The following is a 16,377-nucleotide window of genomic DNA, read 5'->3' as shown; positions in this document are numbered from 1 at the left end:
TCGCTGCAATGACAGCCGATACATGCTGGTGCTGCCGCTCACCTCATTGCCTATGATCAGCAGCGGCTTACCGCTCGCGCCGCCAGCCCCATTGTCGCCACTAGCAGTGCTATTACCGTTTTTTTCATGTTGTTTTTCATTCGCTAATTCTTGCCCTGTGTACGCCCAAGTAAGCTCCTCACAAAGGAAAACAAACAGGCTATAAATGGCGCAAAGCTAAGGCGGGGATAAGATGAATTCATGGCCTCAAGATAACAGTTTAACGACAGGCAGATAGAAAATTTGGCTCTGGTGTAAATTTATCTTTGTCACTTGCATGATTCGCGCTAAATTTTGACTCGGTATGATTTTGGATAAAGAGTCCATGTGCAGATTTTTAACCTATAGCGGCCCGAAGGCCTTGATGTCTCCCCTGATCTTTCAGGCCTCCAACTCACTGGTGATGCAGAGCAAGTATGCTCAGAAGCGTAAGGTGCCCACCAACGCCGATGGCTTTGGCCTGGGCTGGTACCCCACCCAGGATGACCCCATCCCGGCGACGTTTGTGAATGTGGACCCCGCCTGGAGTAATCGCAACCTCAAGATGATTGCCGAGAAGGTGGAGACGCAACACTACTTTGCCCACGTGCGCGATGCCTCCAAGGGGATGCCGGTTAGCCAGGCGAACTGCCACCCCTTCTCCTGCATGCATTATCTGTGGATGCACAACGGCCGCCTGGATCAGTTCGATAAGTTTCGTCGTCAACTGCTCAATCAGCTCTCGGATCGGGCCTTTAGCCTGATCAAGGGCAACACAGATTCGGAATATGCCTTCGCCCTCTTCATGGATAAGCTGGAATTTGCCGAGCAGGCCAGTCTGAGTCAGCTGGAACAGGCGATGGAGGAAACCATAGCCACTATCATGACGCTGCGTAAGGCTGCCGGCGCAGATACCAACGCCTTCATCAACTTTGCGGTCACCGACGGCAGGCACACGGTCGTGACCCGCTTCGCTACCCTCGAAGGGGTCAAACCCGCCTCGCTCTTCTTTGGTCGGGGAGAAGTCCGCCTTTGCCAAGAGGGTATCGACTTTGTGCCCCATGATAATGACGATGCCTGTATCATCATCTGCTCTGAGCCCCCCACAGATGAGAGCGATCACTGGGTCAAGGTCGAGCGTAATCACATGGTCAGCGCTGTCGCTAACGAGCGGGTCAGTCAGCGTCGGTTGGATTTACCCTTTCAGGCCGATATCTAAGCCAACATCTAAGCCAACATCTAGGCCAACATCTAGGCCAACATCTAAGCCGAGCTATAAGCGGAGCTTTTTGAACTGGGCTTTGAACTGAGCTTTTAGCCAATCAGGCGATCAACACCGTCAATGCCTGCAGCAAGGTTTTGTTACAAATCGCCTCCTCAGCCAGAGGCCAAAGCACAATAAAGCATTGGCCTTTGTCCTGAGAGATCCCGTACAATCGATCTTCTCCCAGATAACATCCCCATCACCTGTTATCACCCCCACAAATTGTCTTAAATCGGTCACAAGAGGTATGAGTGAACAAAGCGTCGATCCCGTCATCTGAGCCTATCCAAACCCAGGGTATCCCTAATCTCACCCTATTGATCCCCATGTTATCGGCCATAGTGGCCATAACACCGCTGGCGATCGACATGTACCTGCCGGCCATGTCGACCCTGGCCAGCAGCTTTCATTCCAGTGTCACCACGGTGCAGCAATCTTTGAGTCTCTATCTGGCCGGCTATGCCATGGGTATGCTTACCTTCGGCCCCATTGCCGACCGCATCGGTCGCCGCCCCTTGGTGCTGTTCGGCTTAACCGGCTTTGGCTTGATCAGTCTGGCACTGGCCTTCGTCACCAGCGTCGAGGTGTTCCTGGGCCTAAGATTCATTCAGGCCTTCATCGGCGCCGCCGCCACGGTAGTAGTCCCCGGCTACATCAAAGAGGTCTATGGCAAGAATACCGCCAAGGGGATGTCCTATGTCAGCCTGATCATGATGCTGGCACCGCTTATTGCGCCCACCATGGGCAGTCTGATCCTCGAGCTGGGTGATTGGCACCTGATCTTCTTCATTTTGGCCTTCTATGCCAGCTTGCTGCTGGTTCTAGTACTGACCAAGCTGCGGATGCCTAGCGATACTCATTCGGGCGCACGTAGCCAGCGCTCCTTCTTCGGCGCCTATGCGGTGGTGTTTACCAAACCCGGCGTCAAGTTGCATATCGCCAGCGGCGTGATGACCTCGTTTGCGTTTTTCTGCTACCTCACCGCCTCGCCGTTTGTCTATATGGAGGTGTTTGCGCTGGATAAGAGCCTGTTTGCCATCCTCTTCAGCACCAATGTCGGTGCCCTGATGCTGGCCAATGTGATCAACAGTCGCATCGTGGTCAAATATGGCTCGCGGCGTATGCTCAAGGTATCTACTCTGCTGGCGACCGTCGCTGGTCTGTGCCTGCTGAGCGTTAACCTGCTCGGCCTCAGCTATCATTTTACCGTCGCGGCGCTTATTCCCTTCATGGGTTTCCTTGGGGTGATGTCGGTCAATGCCGACGCCATAGTGCTGATGAAGTTTCAGCAGGAAACCGGCACGGCAACCGCGGTGATCGGCACATTGAGATTTGGCTTTGGCGCCCTGGCCGGGCCGCTGCTGGCACTCTTCTACACGGGCACCGCAGTGCCCTTCTCGGCGCTGATGCTAGGTGCCGTGCTATTGGTCGGTCTTTGTCAGTTTCTGGCGCATTCCCAGCAAAAATCGTTATAACCATGAAACTCTGTGTGATCGCCGCCCTCTTCAAGGCGGCGATCACTGAGACTAAAGTCTAATTCGCCCGTCTTGACGCTATAAACGCCGTCCAAAGCCCATCAAACAGTCACTCTAGACTGCTTCGAGAGCGTGTCGATGTTGAGTTTTACTCAACTTGGCATAGATTGCTCATAAAAGGCTTGAATTCATTCATCTATTGAATATGATGAAATTCTGTTCATTGGCAACAGTCACCCCAAGCCGACCGCTTTAGGGTGAAGCGCGAGTCTGGATTACCCTCCAGACTCTATGTTTAGAGCGATTACCGTCGCTGTATCAAGATACTGCATACCGTCGCGGTAACTTAAGAGGGATCACCAATGGAAAAACTTTCCGGCGCCAGCATGATCGTCCGATCATTAATCGATGAAGGCGTTAAACACATTTTCGGCTACCCAGGTGGCTCGGTACTCGATATTTACGATGCCCTGCACCAAAAATCCGGCATAGAACATATTCTCGTGCGCCACGAACAGGCGGCCGTACACATGGCTGATGGCTATGCCCGCGCCACCGGCAAGGTGGGCGTGGTACTGGTTACCTCTGGCCCAGGCGCCACCAATGCCATCACAGGCATCGCCACCGCCTACATGGACTCCATCCCTTTAGTTGTTCTCTCGGGTCAGGTACCCAGCAACTTAATAGGTAATGATGCCTTCCAGGAATGCGACATGATAGGTATCTCCCGCCCCGTGGTGAAACACAGCTTCCTGGTGACAGACGCCAAGGATATTCCGGCCATCATCAAGAAGGCCTTCTACATCGCCTCTACCGGTCGTCCCGGCCCAGTGGTGGTAGACATTCCCAAGGATTGCCTCAACCCGCAAATATTGCACGAATACCAGTATCCAGAGGCGATCAACATGCGCTCTTATAACCCGACCACCTCGGGTCATAAGGGACAGATCCGCCGCGGCCTGCAGGCCCTGCTAAAGGCCAAGAAGCCTGTACTCTATGTGGGCGGCGGCGCGGTGATCTCGGGCGCAGACCAGCAAATACTTAAGCTTTCGGATAGACTCGGCCTGCCGGTCGTCAGCACCCTAATGGGATTGGGCGCCTTTCCCGGCACCCACGCCAACAGCGTCGGCATGCTCGGCATGCATGGCTGCTATGAGGCCAACATGGCGATGCACAATGCCGACCTTATCTTCGGCATCGGCGTGAGGTTCGACGATCGCACCACTAATAATGTGGAAAAATATTGCCCCAACGCCACCATACTGCATATCGACATCGACCCCTCTTCCATCTCGAAGACGGTCAGGGTGGATATCCCCATCGTCGGCTCGGCCGACAGCGTGCTCGACGACATGCTAGCCCTGCTGGACGATGAGCCATCGATGAAAAACGATGAAGGCGCCATCGACTACTGGTGGAGCGAGATCAACCAATGGCGCAGCCGCAACAGCCTGGCCTATGACAAGAGCAGCGAGCGCATTAAGCCACAGCAGGTGATCGAGACACTGCACAAGCTGACCAATGGCGATGCCTATGTGGCCTCTGACGTGGGCCAGCACCAGATGTTTGCCGCCCTCTACTACCCCTTCAACAAGCCAAGACGCTGGATCAACTCGGGCGGCCTGGGCACCATGGGCTTTGGCTTACCGGCCGCCATGGGGGTGAAGATGGCCAAGCCGGACGAGACGGTTATCTGTGTCACGGGCGATGGCTCGATTCAGATGAATATTCAGGAGCTATCCACCGCCCTACAATACGATACGCCGGTCAAAATCATCAACTTAAACAACCGTTTCCTCGGTATGGTGAAGCAGTGGCAGGATATGATCTACTCGGGTCGTCACTCCCACTCCTACATGGACTCAGTGCCGAACTTCGCCAAGATAGCCGAGGCCTACGGCCACGTGGGCATGACCATCAGCGACCCTGCCGAGCTGGAAGCCGGGCTAGAGAAGGCCCTAGCCATGAAGGACAAGCTGGTCTTTGTCGACATCAGCGTCGATGAGACAGAGCATGTCTACCCAATGCAGATCCGCGGTGGCGGGATGAATGAAATGTGGCTAAGCAAGACGGAGAAAAGCTAATGCGTCGAATTATTTCTGTATTACTCGAAAACCAGCCCGGCGCCCTATCCCGTGTGGTAGGCCTTTTCTCTCAGCGCGGTTATAACATCGAGAGCCTGACGGTGGCGCCCACGGACGATGTCACCCTGTCCAGACTTAACATCACCTTAGTAGCCGACGAGGCGGTGCTGGAGCAGATTGAGAAGCAGCTGCATAAGCTTATCGACATTCTCAAGGTATCTAACATTACCGAGTCCAGCCATATTGAGCGCGAACTGGCGCTGATCAAGGTGAAAGCCAAGGGCGCGGGTCGCGAAGAGGTGAAACGCACCGCCGATATCTTCCGCGGTCAGATAGTGGATGTCACCTCCGAGCTCTACACCATTCAGATGGCCGGTACCTCGGATAAGCTCGACGCCTTCATCGCCGCCATCGGCGAGGTCACTAAGGTGATCGAGGTCTCCCGCTCAGGAGTGGTCGGTCTGTGCCGCGGCGAGAAGGCGATGCGCGCCTAGCGCATACCCAATCGTTAGCGACTAATCAATAAGCACAAAAAACGCCAGCATTTGCTGGCGTTTTTATTATTTTGAACGAAAAGCCTCAACCCAATAGCCCTAAACCAAGAATCATAACTCAAGACGGGCCTTGGCTATCAAACGATTTATTTAATGTTTTCGGGCTTAGCGCTATCAGAACTAGCACTCTCGGGCAGCTTAACCACCTCACCTGTGAGCGCAACCCCGGCCATCAGGGCGCCGGCGCCACACTGGAAGGTCTCTTCGCTCGAGGTCAGGTTGTTCTTATAGTTAGACTTGATATTCACCACTGCGTTGCCGCCCTGCTTCACGGCACTGTTTTTAAGTGCAATCATCGCCGACAGAAACACCCATTCACAGGCTTCCTGGTCGGATTTATTAAACGCATTGGTCTTCTTATTGGTCTTCAGCTCACCCAGTTTCTGTAGTGGCTCGCCATAGGCCTGCTCACCAAAGTAGAAGCTGATGTCGCTACCCAGCTTTGACTTGGCCATATCTGAATTCAGCACAGAAGCGATGTTATAGTTGCCGACATCGTCTCTGGCAAAGGCCAGCGGCGAACATAGAGTCAGAGAGGTCAAACCTACAAGCAGTATCTTTTTCATCATTACAAATTCCGTTGATTTGGCATGAGTTAACCCTCACGCCGCGCACTAGTTCACACTAGCGCTTCCATTACATTACCAGACTGACAACGCGTCAGCGTCCAACTTATTTCCCGGCGCGCTAGATTAATGCCAGATTAGGCATACACAGCCAAAGGCAAACACAGCCAAAGGCAAACACCGTGGAATCGCCGAGCATAACCAACTCCATGGCCCTAGGTAAATAGGTAAATAGGTAGATAAACAGATAAATAGGCAAACTTTGAGATAGGGCTACCTAAAAACCTGCCAGCTGGCTATCATGGCAGCAGTTAACGCCATCCCCTAACGGAATTCCCATTGAAAGCATTCGACTTTAACCTGCTTCCCCTGCTGGAGGTGTTGCTCGAGGAGCAGAGCGTCACCGCCGCAGCAGAGCGCCTGCATCTTAGCCAGTCGGCGGTCAGCAAGCAGCTCAACAAGCTCAGAGAATCCTTCGACGACCAGCTGTTCGAGCGCACAGCACATGGCCTGCGCCCGACGCCCAAGGCCAAACAGCTGGGGCCAGAGATCCGTCAGATCTTGAGTCAGGTCTCCTCCCTCACTCGGCCAAGCGACTTCGATCCTTCCAAGAGCCACAGACGCTTTCGCCTCGAGCTGGTGGAGACCGCCTACTCGCTGACCTACCCGCGTTTCATGCCTAAGCTGCTCAAGCAGGCGCCTAAGATCACCCTAGACAGCCACACCTGGCACAGCGAGAGCATGGAGCGCCTGCTAAGATGCGACACAGATCTTGGCATCGCCTGCCGGGAGTGGGACGAGCGCTCGCTGCAGCACGTCAACAATCTCCCCGACGCCCTACGTTTCGTCGAGCTGACCAGGGATCACTCGCTCGCCATGGTGCGGGAAGGTCATCCGCTACTCAACGAAGAATGGAACCTGAGTACCTTCCTCAAATATCGCCACCTGCAGGTGACCTTCGGCGGGATCTCCCACTGGCTATTAGACGACGTACTAAAGATAAAGCACCTCAAGCGGGACATCGCCGTTAACCTCACCGACTTCAACAGCGCCATGCAGCTGTGTGAGCAGAGCGACCTTATCCTCTGTTCACCGGCTAAGTACGCCAAAGAGATGATGGGCCAATTTAAGCTGGTCACCCTGCCGATCCCCACCGAGATGGTGCCCGGCACCTATGTGCTGCTCTGGCACAAACATTTCGATCTCGATCCCAGCCACCGTTGGCTCAGAGAGCTGATCATCGACACAGTGCAAGCATGACCCCATATACAAACAAAAAAAACGCCAGCGAGATGAATGCTGGCGTTTTTACTTGGAGATGGTGTCTTAAGCGCTAATGCCCAACTAGCAGGCTTAACTAGAAGCCTTCGACCCCTTTCATATCAGGTAAGTGGTGAGCAATACCCTTATGACAATCGATACAGGTCTTCTCGCCACTGGCCAATGACGTGGAGTGCATATTGGCCGCACGTGTCGATTGACGAGTAAAGTCCATGTAGTCGAAATTGTGGCAGTTACGACATTCAAGCGAATCGTTGGCCTTCAGTCGTTCCCATTCATGCTCTGCCAATTCGCGGCGCTTGGCCTCAAACTTGTCACGAGTATTGATGGTGCCGAATATCTTGCCCCAAACTTCTTTAGAGGCCTGCATCTTACGGGCGATCTTGTCTGTCCAGTTATGGGGGACGTGACAATCCGGACAGGTCGCACGCACACCACTACGGTTGGTAAAGTGTATCGTCGACTTGAGTTCCTGATACACGTTATTTTCCATCTCGTGACAGCCGATACAGAAGGCTTCCTGGTTAGTGGCTTCCAGGGCGGTGTTAAATCCCCCCCAGAAGATCACCCCAGCGACGAAGCCACCCAAGGTGAGAAAACCTAAGCTAAAGTGCACGCTGGGTTTTCTTAATACCTGCCAGATCTTTTTCAACTTATCTAACATAGGGCCGCTCCTAGTGCTTAACAGCTTCAGCTTTAATCAGGTGGTCGATATCGATAAATTCATTATCGACCATGGTTTTCGCATCCAGCTGTGGCACATGGCACTGAGTACAGAAATAGCGACGTGGAGACAGATCCGCTAAGAAGTTGTTTTCCCTGTCCATGTAGTGAGTGACACTCACCATAGGTGCCTGTGAATCCCCGACACGCTTGCGAGCGTGGCAAGACATACACTTATTCACCTTAAGGTCTATCTGGTAGCCGTCGATCTTGTGAGGGATCACCGGCGGCTGCATCGGATAGTTACGCACCTGCTTAACGTCTGTGTTACGCACCTTCTGCATCACAGGTGGTGTCGGGTTAGTGTTCAATGGCGCCTGCCTGAGGGTGGCAAGCTTCTCTTCGGGCACGCTGGCAGCCAGGCTGCTAAAGGTCGCACCGACCGAGAGAGTCACCAGAGTCGCCAAGGTTACAAGTTTCAATGATTTCATGGTGATTCTCCTTATGCCTTAACTACTTTAACTGCGCACTTCTTAAAGTCAGTCTGTTTAGACAAAGGATCCGTCGCATCTAGCGTCACCTTGTTAATCAGCTGGCTGGCATCGAACCAAGGCACAAAGACCAGACCGACAGGCGGCTTGTTACGGCCACGGGTCTCGACACGTGTCTTGATCTCACCGCGGCGAGAAACCACCTTCACCTCGTCGCCACGACGCAGGCCGCGTTTCTTGGCGTCATCTGGATGCATGAAGCAGACGGCATCCGGGAAGGCGCGGTACAGCTCAGGTACACGCTGTGTCATAGAACCTGAGTGCCAGTGCTCCAACACGCGACCGGTAGAGAGCCAGAGGTTGAACTCTTCATCTGGCGACTCGGCGGCAGGCTCGTATGGCAGTGCGTAGATAACCGCCTTGCCATCAGGCTTACCGTAGAACTGGAAGCCAGTACCAGGTTTCACATAAGGGTCACTACCTTCGCGGAAGCGCCACTTGGTCTCTTTACCGTTAACCACTGGCCAGCGCAGGCCGTGCACCTCGTGGTAGGTATCGAAGTCTGCCAAATCGTGACCATGGCCGCGACCGAAGGTGGCGTACTCTTCAAATAGACCTTTTTGTACATAGTAACCAAAGTGCTTGGCTTCATCGTTCATGTACTTAGGATCGGCCTGTTCGAGCGGGAACTTATCCACGTTACCGTTTTGGTAAAGTACCTGGAACAGTGTCTTGCCCTTGTACTGAGGGTTCGCCGCCAGTACTTCTTTTGGCCAAACTTCATCTGTGGTGAAGCGCTTAGAGAACTCCATCAATTGCCACAGATCCGAGCGAGACTCGCCAGGTGCCTTCACCATCTGATGCCAGAACTGGGTACGACGCTCGGCGTTACCATAGGCACCCTCTTTCTCAACCCACATGGCAGTAGGCAGAATAAGGTCGGCAGCCTGAGTGGTTACAGTTGGGTAAGCATCTGATACCACAATGAAGTTTTCAGGGTTACGGTAGCCAGGTAGACCTTCTTCATTAATGTTCGGGCCGGCCTGCATGTTGTTGTTCACCTGCACCCAGTAAGCATTGATGTCACCATCTTTGAGGCGACGGTTCTGCTCAACCGCGTGATAGCCAGGCTTAGGTGGAATGATGCCATCTGGGATCTTCCAGATCTTCTCGGCAATCTTTCTGTGCTCTGGGTTTTTCACTACCAGGTCTGCCGGTAAGCGATGCGAGAAGGTACCCACTTCACGGGCGGTACCACAAGCCGAAGGCTGACCAGTCAGCGAGAATGGGCTGTTACCCGGCGTCGAAATCTTACCTGTTAGCAGGTGAATGTTATACATCAGGTTGTTACACCACACGCCACGGGTATGTTGGTTGAAGCCCATGGTCCAGAATGAGGTCACCTTGGTATTTGGATCGGCGTAGAGTTTAGCCAGTTCAATCAGCTTATCTTCCGGTACACCTGAAAGCTTGCTGACAGAGGCAACATCGTAATCGGCAACGAAGGCCTTGAAGGCGTCAAACTCGATTGGGGTAGACTTACCTGCGGTCTTAACGTTCTTGGCTTTCTGTTGCAGCGGGTGGCTTGGACGCAGGCCGTAGCCGATATCGGTCTCACCCTTGCGGAAGTTGACGTGCTTATTGACGAAATCCCAATTTACCGCATCGTTCTGAATGATGTAGTTGGCAATGAAGTTTAGGATGGCCAGGTCGGTCTGCGGCGTGAAGACGATACCCAGATCGGCAAGGTCAAAGCTTCTGTGGGTGAAGGTAGACAGCACAGACACCTTAACATGAGGCGCGCTCAAACGACGGTCGGTGACACGGCTCCAGAGGATAGGATGCATCTCGGCCATGTTAGAACCCCAAAGCACGAAGGCATCGGCGTTTTCCATGTCATCATAACAACCCATAGGCTCATCGATACCGAAGGTACGCATGAAGCCACCTACAGCTGACGCCATACAGTGACGGGCGTTCGGGTCGATGTTGTTAGAGCCAAAACCGGCCTTCATCAGCTTAGAGGCGGCATAACCTTCCCAAACGGTCCACTGGCCTGAGCCGAACATACCGATAGCGGTTGGGCCCTTCTTCTTGATGGTGGCTTTCCACTTCTCAGCCATGGTGTCGAAGGCAGTATCCCAGCTTACCGGTGTAAATTCGCCGTGCTTGTCGTATTTACCATTGGTCATACGCAGCATAGGTGTCTGCAGTCTGTCTTTGCCATACATGATCTTAGACAGGAAGTAACCCTTGATACAGTTAAGACCACGGTTCACCTCACTCTCGGCGTCACCATGGGTGGCCACCACTTTGCCATCGCGGGTGGCAACGATCACTGAACAACCTGTACCGCAGAAACGACAAGGTGCCTTGTTCCACTCAAGTTTAGTCTGCTCTGAACTGGTAATTAGGTTGCTTGCCGTTGCGGGCAAGGCCAAACCAGCCACCGAGGCAGCGGCCATGGCCGCATTTGCCTTCATAAATTCGCGTCGATTCATCTTCATTTTTCAACCTCTTCAAGCACTTCACTTTGGTGATACACCATGGCTGCGGACAGCACGCCCTCAATCTTGTTGATCGCCTCAATATCAGCCATCAGGCCCTTCTGGGTCATGCCTTCCAGCACAACCACCAACTTGACCTCATCGTTAACAGACAACTCTGCGTTTTCCATCTTCATGATTGTCTGTCTGACACTGGACATAAATTCAGGCTTAACCTGAACCACTAAACTGGTGACGTGAAGTTCATTGCTCATTGACATTTTCACTCTTAATAATTGTTCGAATACAGTGGGTTAACCTGCACCTGGTGGGCCAGTAAGTATCTGGCTAAACCAGATAGCAAAGCCCAAACCAGAAACGAGTAACACTGACAGCAGGGGAGCAAGAAAAACGGTTAGAAACACAAATATTTTTAGCTCTAAACTTTTCTCTTCATTAGATGTGGAACTCATGCATCCTCCAACGGGTCATGCCGGTTTTCATAGCAGATAAAGTTGGTCTACTTCTGGTTGGATTGTGTCAATCAAACATTAAAGACCATACTTTTCTTCCTGTTTTTTATGGTATCAATAACTTCTTAACATTCTGTATACCCCTAAATCGGTAAATTCCATGCAGGTTTGATCTGGATCATCCTTTTGCGGCAGATAAAACTCAGATCACTTCTCCTACACAGCAATTTCGATTGAGAAAGCAACAAAATGAATAAATTAGCTATTCATAAACAACTAAAACATAGTCATAAAACGGCGAATAGGTAAGTCAAAGTGTGATCTAAATCGTTAAAATATATCGATGGGGGTAGGCGTGATTTTCACGGGCATAAAAAAAGCACCCGTTGCGGGTGCTTCCTTAGTCTTTATGACAATGATTAGGCTTCGGCGATGCGATTGAGGATGCGCTTCTCCGAAATCGGATAGGCGGTGCCTAACACCTGGGCGAAACAGGAGACACGGTACTCCTCTATCATCCAGCGCGCCTCCTGCAGCGCCTCGGGCACGGCTGCACTCTTAGGCACCTTGGCCAGCTGGGCCACCAGGGTCTGCTGTACATTGTTGATGCTGTGCAGGTGCAGGCGGTCACGGTTTGGATCCACTGGCAGTTTGTCTAAACGATTATCTATCGCCTTGATATAACGGATTAAATCCGCCAGACGCTGCCAGCCGCACTGCTCGACAAAACCCTTGAATACCAGGTTATCCAGTTGGGTCTGAATATCACTCATGGCAAAGGCGATATCCAGGCTGATCTTGCCCTTGAGGCGCTTCTTCACCTTCTGATACAGGGTCAGGATCTCCTCCACCTGCAAGGCTATCTTGGCCGCCGTAGGGTTAAGATCCTGACGCACGACATCTTTAGCCTGCTCGAACTGCTCGGCGCTGCGTACATCCAGCCCCTTCTCATCGAGCAGCTGCTGCACCGCCGCCGATAGGATATCGTCGATCAGATACTGCACCTGGCCAAAGGGATTGAAATACATGGCCAGCTTTGCCTTGTTGGGCAGGGTGTTTTGCAGATGTTTCACTGGCGATGGCATGTTAAGCAGCAACAAGCGCTGTAAACCTGCCTTGTGACAACGACCGGCCTCATGCTCGTCATCGAACAGCTTGATCGCCACACTCGTCTTATTATCCACTAGCGCAGGAAACGCCTTCACCTGGAAGTTACCACGCTTCTTCTCATACTGCTTGGGCAGATCGCCAAAGCTCCACTGAGTCAGCTCGTTCTGCTCTATGCCGCTCTCGGCCACGTTGCGTATCGCCTGGGTCACCTTGCCCTGCAGCTGCGCCTTCAACTGCTCAAGGTCGCGGCCCTGAGCCAGCAACTTGCCCTTATCATCTTCTACCTTGAAATTTATCAGCAAATGGGACGCGAGCTGAGTAAGATCGAAATCATCAGCTGAGATACGCACGCCGCTCATACGCAGCAGTTGCTTACACATGGCGTCGAGCAAGCTCATCTCACTACTGCTGTTAGTATTAGCCATTGCCTGCAGGCAGGCCCTGGCATAATCCGGCGCCGGCACGAAGTTACGCCTCAGCGTCTTAGGCAGGGACTTGATCAGCGCGGTGATCTTCTCTTCGCGCAGGCCAGGCACCAGCCAGTCGAAGCCCTGGGCCTCGATTTGATTCAGCAGCGCAATTGGCAGATGCACAGAGACGCCATCATCCACGTCGGCCGGTTCGAAGTGATAGCTCAGCGGCAGATTAAAGTTGCCCTGATGCCAGCTGTCGGGGAAGTCCAGCGCCGAGACATGATCGTCGCTACGCTTCATCAACGCGTCACGCTCGAAATCCAACAGATGAGGCTGACGTTTCTTCTCCTGCTTCCACCAGGTTAATAGCTTAGGCGCGTTGTAGATCCCCTGTGGAATACGGGCATCATAGAAATCCACCAGCGCCTGCTCGTCTACCAAGATATCGCGGCGGCGAGACTTGTGCTCCAGCGCCTCGATATCGTCGATAAGCGCACGGTTGTTGACGAAAAACGCCTCCTTGGTGCGCAGCTCCCCTTCGGCCAGCGCGCTGCGAATAAAGATCTCCCGGGCCTCGACAGGCTCGATGGGGCCATATTGCACCCGGCGGCGATTGACTATGGTCAGGCCATAGAGCTGTTGGTTTTCCAGCGCCATCACACTGCCCTGCTTGGCCTCGAAATGGGGCTCCACATAACTCTTTTTCACCAGATGGCCGGCCAGAGGCTCGACCCATTCCGGCTGGATCTTGGCGCAGCAGCGGGCAAACAGACGTGAGGTCTCGGTCATCTCGGCAGCCATGATCCACTTAGGCCCCTTCTTCGCCAGCGGCGAGCCGGGGAAGACGAAGAATTTACGGTTGCGCGCCCCCAGGTATTCGTTGTCCTTATCCTTGAAGCCGATATGACTCAGCAGACCGGTCAACAGAGATTTGTGCAGCAGCTCATAGTCGGCAGGCTCGCTGTTGAGCTTCCACTTGAGATCGTGCACCGCCTGACGTAACTGGGTATAGAGATCCTGCCACTCACGCACCCGCAAGTAGGCCAAAAATTCCTGCTTACACAGCTTGCGGAACTGGCTGGCAGACAACGCCTTCTGTTGCTCCTTGATGTGATCCCACAGCTTCACCCAGGCGATAAAGTCAGAGTCCTTATCGCTGAAGCGTCGGTGAGCCTCATCGGCGGCCTGCTTCTTGTCCATAGGACGCTCGCGGGGGTCTTGAATCGATAGGCCTGCTGTGATCACCAAGGTTTCGTGCAAACAGCCATACTCCTTGGCCTGCACCACCATGCGCGCCAGGCGTGGATCGACCGGGATACTCGCCAGCTGACGCCCCAGAGGGGTGAGTTGCAGCTGCCCCTTCTGTTTGCGCACCGACTGCAGCTCTTCCAGCAGCAGGAAGCCGTCGCGAATGTATCTGGCATCGGGCGGCTGAATAAAGGGGAAGCCTTCGATATCGCCAAGTCCGATAGAGAGCATCTGTAATATGACAGACGCCAGGTTGGTCCTGAGGATCTCAGGATCGGTAAACTCGGGGCGATTGTTAAAGTCGGTCTCGTCGTAGAGGCGAATACAGATCCCCGGCGCCACACGGCCACAACGGCCCTGACGCTGGTTGGCACTGGCCTGAGAGATAGGCTCAATCGGCAGGCGCTGCACCTTAGTGCGATAGCTGTAACGACTGATGCGCGCCGTACCCGGATCGATCACATACTTGATGCCAGGCACTGTTAATGAGGTTTCCGCCACGTTGGTAGCCAGCACGATACGCCGGCCACGGTGGCTCTTGAATACCTTTGACTGCTCACCATAGGAAAGACGGGCATAGAGGGGCAAGATCTCGGTATCACGGTACTGCTGCCTGTTGAGCTGATCGGCCAGGTCACGAATCTCTCGCTCACCATTGAGGAAGATCAGAATATCCCCCGGCCCTTCGGCCATCAGCTCCTCTACCGCGGCGAAGATGCCATCGGTGAGATCTAAGTCTTCATCCTGCTCGCGAACCAGAGGCCGGTAGCGGGTCTCAACCGGATAGGTACGGCCCGACACCTCGATCACGGGCGCATTGTTGAAATGCTTGGAGAATCTCTCCACGTCTATGGTGGCCGAGGTGATGATCACCTTGAGATCTGGACGGCGCTTGAGCACGCTCTTGAGGTAACCCAGGATGAAGTCGATATTCAGGCTTCGCTCGTGGGCCTCATCGATAATGATAGTGTCGTACTGATCCAGATATTTGTCTGAACTCAGTTCCGCCAGCAAGATACCGTCCGTCATCAGCTTGATGTAAGAGGTCGGCTTGATGGCATCGGCGAAACGCACCTTAAAGCCCACCACTTCGCCCAGTGGGCTGTTTAACTCTTCGGCCACACGAGTCGCCACGCTGCGGGCGGCCAGTCGTCTTGGCTGGGTATGACCGATAAGCCCGCGGGTGCCCAGGCCCAGTTCGAGACAGATCTTAGGCAGCTGAGTCGTCTTACCCGAGCCCGTCTCACCGGCTACAATCACCACCTGATTGCCTGCTATCGCCTCAACTATCTCGCCGCGTTTTTGCGATACCGGCAGAGCATCGGGATAGCTGATCTCGGGACGATTCTGCCTACGGGCCTCGACCTTGGCCGCGGCGGCAATGGCCTGCTCCTCCAGCAGGGCCAGCGCCTCATCTTTCTGCTCGCCGTCGGCTTGTTTTTTCAGTCGATGAAGACGGCGCTTGATGCGAGAGGCATCGGCCTGGAAACACTGGTTGAGGAAGGCATGAGACAGCGGGTGACGTGGCGAATTCAAAGGAAAGACCCATATAGCAAAACACAAAGCCGGGATCCTACCAAGGAACGCGCCATTTTGATATGAAAAATCGCCCCAGAGGGGCGAATTTGTTCACCCGATTATCCGGCTTACTGTATGAGGCCGACAGATAAAAAGGTGAACATAAGCATTAACTTAGGCAGGCTTGAGATAACACTCCTGCATTGAGGTGTTAATCGCCCGCAACACGGCATTTCTGTCTATGATGCCGACCACCCTGCCCTGGTCGATCACCGGATAGATCTTTGGCTTTGGCAGCAGCATCTGCTCGGCCAGGCTGATGATGGGCTCATCCTTAGAGACAGTCAGCACGTCGGTGCGCATGCAATCACTCACATTGGCGGTGAGATCGCAATGATAGGTACTCTTTAACATCACGGCTAAACAATCTTGTTGCGACAAAAACCCCACCAAATGACCCTGTGCATCGACCACGGCTGCGCCTAATTTTTTTTGTGAGAGCAGCTTTTCGACCGCGGCCGCCAGTGTCATGTCTGCCTGTAATAACACCGGTTGGCGATCCATATAATCAACGACTTTCATCGATTCCATATTCTGACTCCTTAATCGTGTCCGCACCTTAAGTGTAATTAAGGTTGGTCTAAAAAGCCGAAGTTTTAACCAATTTTATTTATAAGCAAAGAAAACAAACATTTGCGTAACAGCACAAGAATTTGAGCTGACTCCCAATATT

Annotated in this window: 13 protein-coding genes; 5 read left to right on the top strand and 8 right to left on the bottom strand. The window is 53.3% G+C overall.

All coding sequences use genetic code 11. From position 1 onward, the window contains the following. The first annotated feature begins 364 nt into the window (after positions 1-364). The 4 genes from L1D43_RS06500 to ilvN all read left to right on the top strand — a co-directional run bounded on the left by L1D43_RS06500 (position 365) and on the right by ilvN (position 5,335). On the top strand, positions 365-1,237 hold the full coding sequence (locus tag L1D43_RS06500; RefSeq protein ID WP_239850388.1) for a class II glutamine amidotransferase: 873 nt from the start codon (positions 365-367) through the stop codon (positions 1,235-1,237). 296 nt (positions 1,238-1,533) lie between these two features. Then, on the top strand, positions 1,534-2,757 hold the full coding sequence (locus tag L1D43_RS06495; protein WP_239850387.1) for a multidrug effflux MFS transporter: 1,224 nt from the start codon (positions 1,534-1,536) through the stop codon (positions 2,755-2,757). 362 nt (positions 2,758-3,119) lie between these two features. Continuing rightward, on the top strand, positions 3,120-4,841 hold the full coding sequence (locus L1D43_RS06490) for an acetolactate synthase 3 large subunit (RefSeq protein ID WP_239850386.1): 1,722 nt from the start codon (positions 3,120-3,122) through the stop codon (positions 4,839-4,841). After that, positions 4,841-5,335 (top strand): acetolactate synthase small subunit, encoded by a 495-nt coding sequence (gene ilvN / locus L1D43_RS06485; protein ID WP_011865573.1) that lies wholly within the window; start codon positions 4,841-4,843, stop codon positions 5,333-5,335. Before L1D43_RS06490 ends, ilvN begins: the two co-directional genes overlap by 1 nt. A 146-nt stretch (positions 5,336-5,481) precedes the next feature. On the opposite strand, the gene L1D43_RS06480 is transcribed toward ilvN, so the two are convergent. Continuing rightward, a complete protein-coding gene (locus tag L1D43_RS06480; RefSeq protein WP_345773697.1) occupies positions 5,482-5,964 on the bottom strand; it encodes an excinuclease in 483 nt (160 codons plus the stop codon). Positions 5,965-6,300: 336 nt separating this feature from the next. On the opposite strand from L1D43_RS06480, the gene L1D43_RS06475 reads away from it, so the two are divergent. Beyond that, positions 6,301-7,221: a LysR family transcriptional regulator gene (locus L1D43_RS06475; protein WP_239850385.1), complete on the top strand. Its 921-nt coding sequence runs from the start codon at positions 6,301-6,303 to the stop codon at positions 7,219-7,221. Between the two features lie 97 nt (positions 7,222-7,318). Here L1D43_RS06475 and L1D43_RS06470 read toward each other — a convergent pair whose 3' ends face one another. The 7 genes from L1D43_RS06470 to L1D43_RS06440 form a co-directional block, all read right to left on the bottom strand. Beyond that, positions 7,319-7,906, bottom strand: a complete 588-nt coding sequence (locus tag L1D43_RS06470) for a cytochrome c3 family protein (protein WP_160793176.1) — start codon at positions 7,904-7,906, stop codon at positions 7,319-7,321. A 10-nt stretch (positions 7,907-7,916) separates the two neighbouring features. After that, entirely contained in the window at positions 7,917-8,396 is a 480-nt protein-coding gene (locus L1D43_RS06465; protein ID WP_239850384.1) for a nitrate reductase cytochrome c-type subunit, read from the bottom strand. Between the two features lie 11 nt (positions 8,397-8,407). After that, positions 8,408-10,897 (bottom strand): nitrate reductase catalytic subunit NapA, encoded by a 2,490-nt coding sequence (napA, locus tag L1D43_RS06460; protein ID WP_239851058.1) that lies wholly within the window; start codon positions 10,895-10,897, stop codon positions 8,408-8,410. A gap of 2 nt (positions 10,898-10,899) precedes the next feature. Further along, on the bottom strand, positions 10,900-11,157 hold the full coding sequence (locus L1D43_RS06455; protein ID WP_041406610.1) for a chaperone NapD: 258 nt from the start codon (positions 11,155-11,157) through the stop codon (positions 10,900-10,902). A gap of 39 nt (positions 11,158-11,196) precedes the next feature. Continuing rightward, positions 11,197-11,355 (bottom strand): periplasmic nitrate reductase, NapE protein, encoded by a 159-nt coding sequence (locus L1D43_RS06450; RefSeq protein WP_239850383.1) that lies wholly within the window; start codon positions 11,353-11,355, stop codon positions 11,197-11,199. Between the two features lie 419 nt (positions 11,356-11,774). Further along, a complete protein-coding gene (hrpA, locus tag L1D43_RS06445; protein WP_239850382.1) occupies positions 11,775-15,662 on the bottom strand; it encodes an ATP-dependent RNA helicase HrpA in 3,888 nt (1,295 codons plus the stop codon). A gap of 156 nt (positions 15,663-15,818) precedes the next feature. Next, a complete protein-coding gene (locus L1D43_RS06440; protein WP_011865564.1) occupies positions 15,819-16,235 on the bottom strand; it encodes a CBS domain-containing protein in 417 nt (138 codons plus the stop codon). Positions 16,236-16,377: the final 142 nt, after the last annotated feature.

This window comes from Shewanella sp. Isolate8 (genome assembly GCF_022398495.1).
GTDB lineage: Bacteria > Pseudomonadota > Gammaproteobacteria > Enterobacterales > Shewanellaceae > Shewanella > Shewanella aquimarina.
This window is presented reverse-complemented; position numbering and strand designations above follow the sequence as displayed.

Coding starts and splice junctions, on each gene's coding strand:
- L1D43_RS06500 (WP_239850388.1), top strand. CDS start 365: ATGTGCAGATTTTTAACCTATAGCGGCCCGAAGGCCTTGATGTCTCCC.
- L1D43_RS06490 (WP_239850386.1), top strand. CDS start 3,120: ATGGAAAAACTTTCCGGCGCCAGCATGATCGTCCGATCATTAATCGAT.
- ilvN (WP_011865573.1), top strand. CDS start 4,841: ATGCGTCGAATTATTTCTGTATTACTCGAAAACCAGCCCGGCGCCCTA.
- L1D43_RS06480 (WP_345773697.1), bottom strand. CDS start 5,964: ATGATGAAAAAGATACTGCTTGTAGGTTTGACCTCTCTGACTCTATGT.
- L1D43_RS06470 (WP_160793176.1), bottom strand. CDS start 7,906: ATGTTAGATAAGTTGAAAAAGATCTGGCAGGTATTAAGAAAACCCAGC.
- L1D43_RS06465 (WP_239850384.1), bottom strand. CDS start 8,396: ATGAAATCATTGAAACTTGTAACCTTGGCGACTCTGGTGACTCTCTCG.
- napA (WP_239851058.1), bottom strand. CDS start 10,897: ATGAATCGACGCGAATTTATGAAGGCAAATGCGGCCATGGCCGCTGCC.
- L1D43_RS06455 (WP_041406610.1), bottom strand. CDS start 11,157: ATGAGCAATGAACTTCACGTCACCAGTTTAGTGGTTCAGGTTAAGCCT.
- L1D43_RS06450 (WP_239850383.1), bottom strand. CDS start 11,355: ATGAGTTCCACATCTAATGAAGAGAAAAGTTTAGAGCTAAAAATATTT.
- L1D43_RS06440 (WP_011865564.1), bottom strand. CDS start 16,235: ATGGAATCGATGAAAGTCGTTGATTATATGGATCGCCAACCGGTGTTA.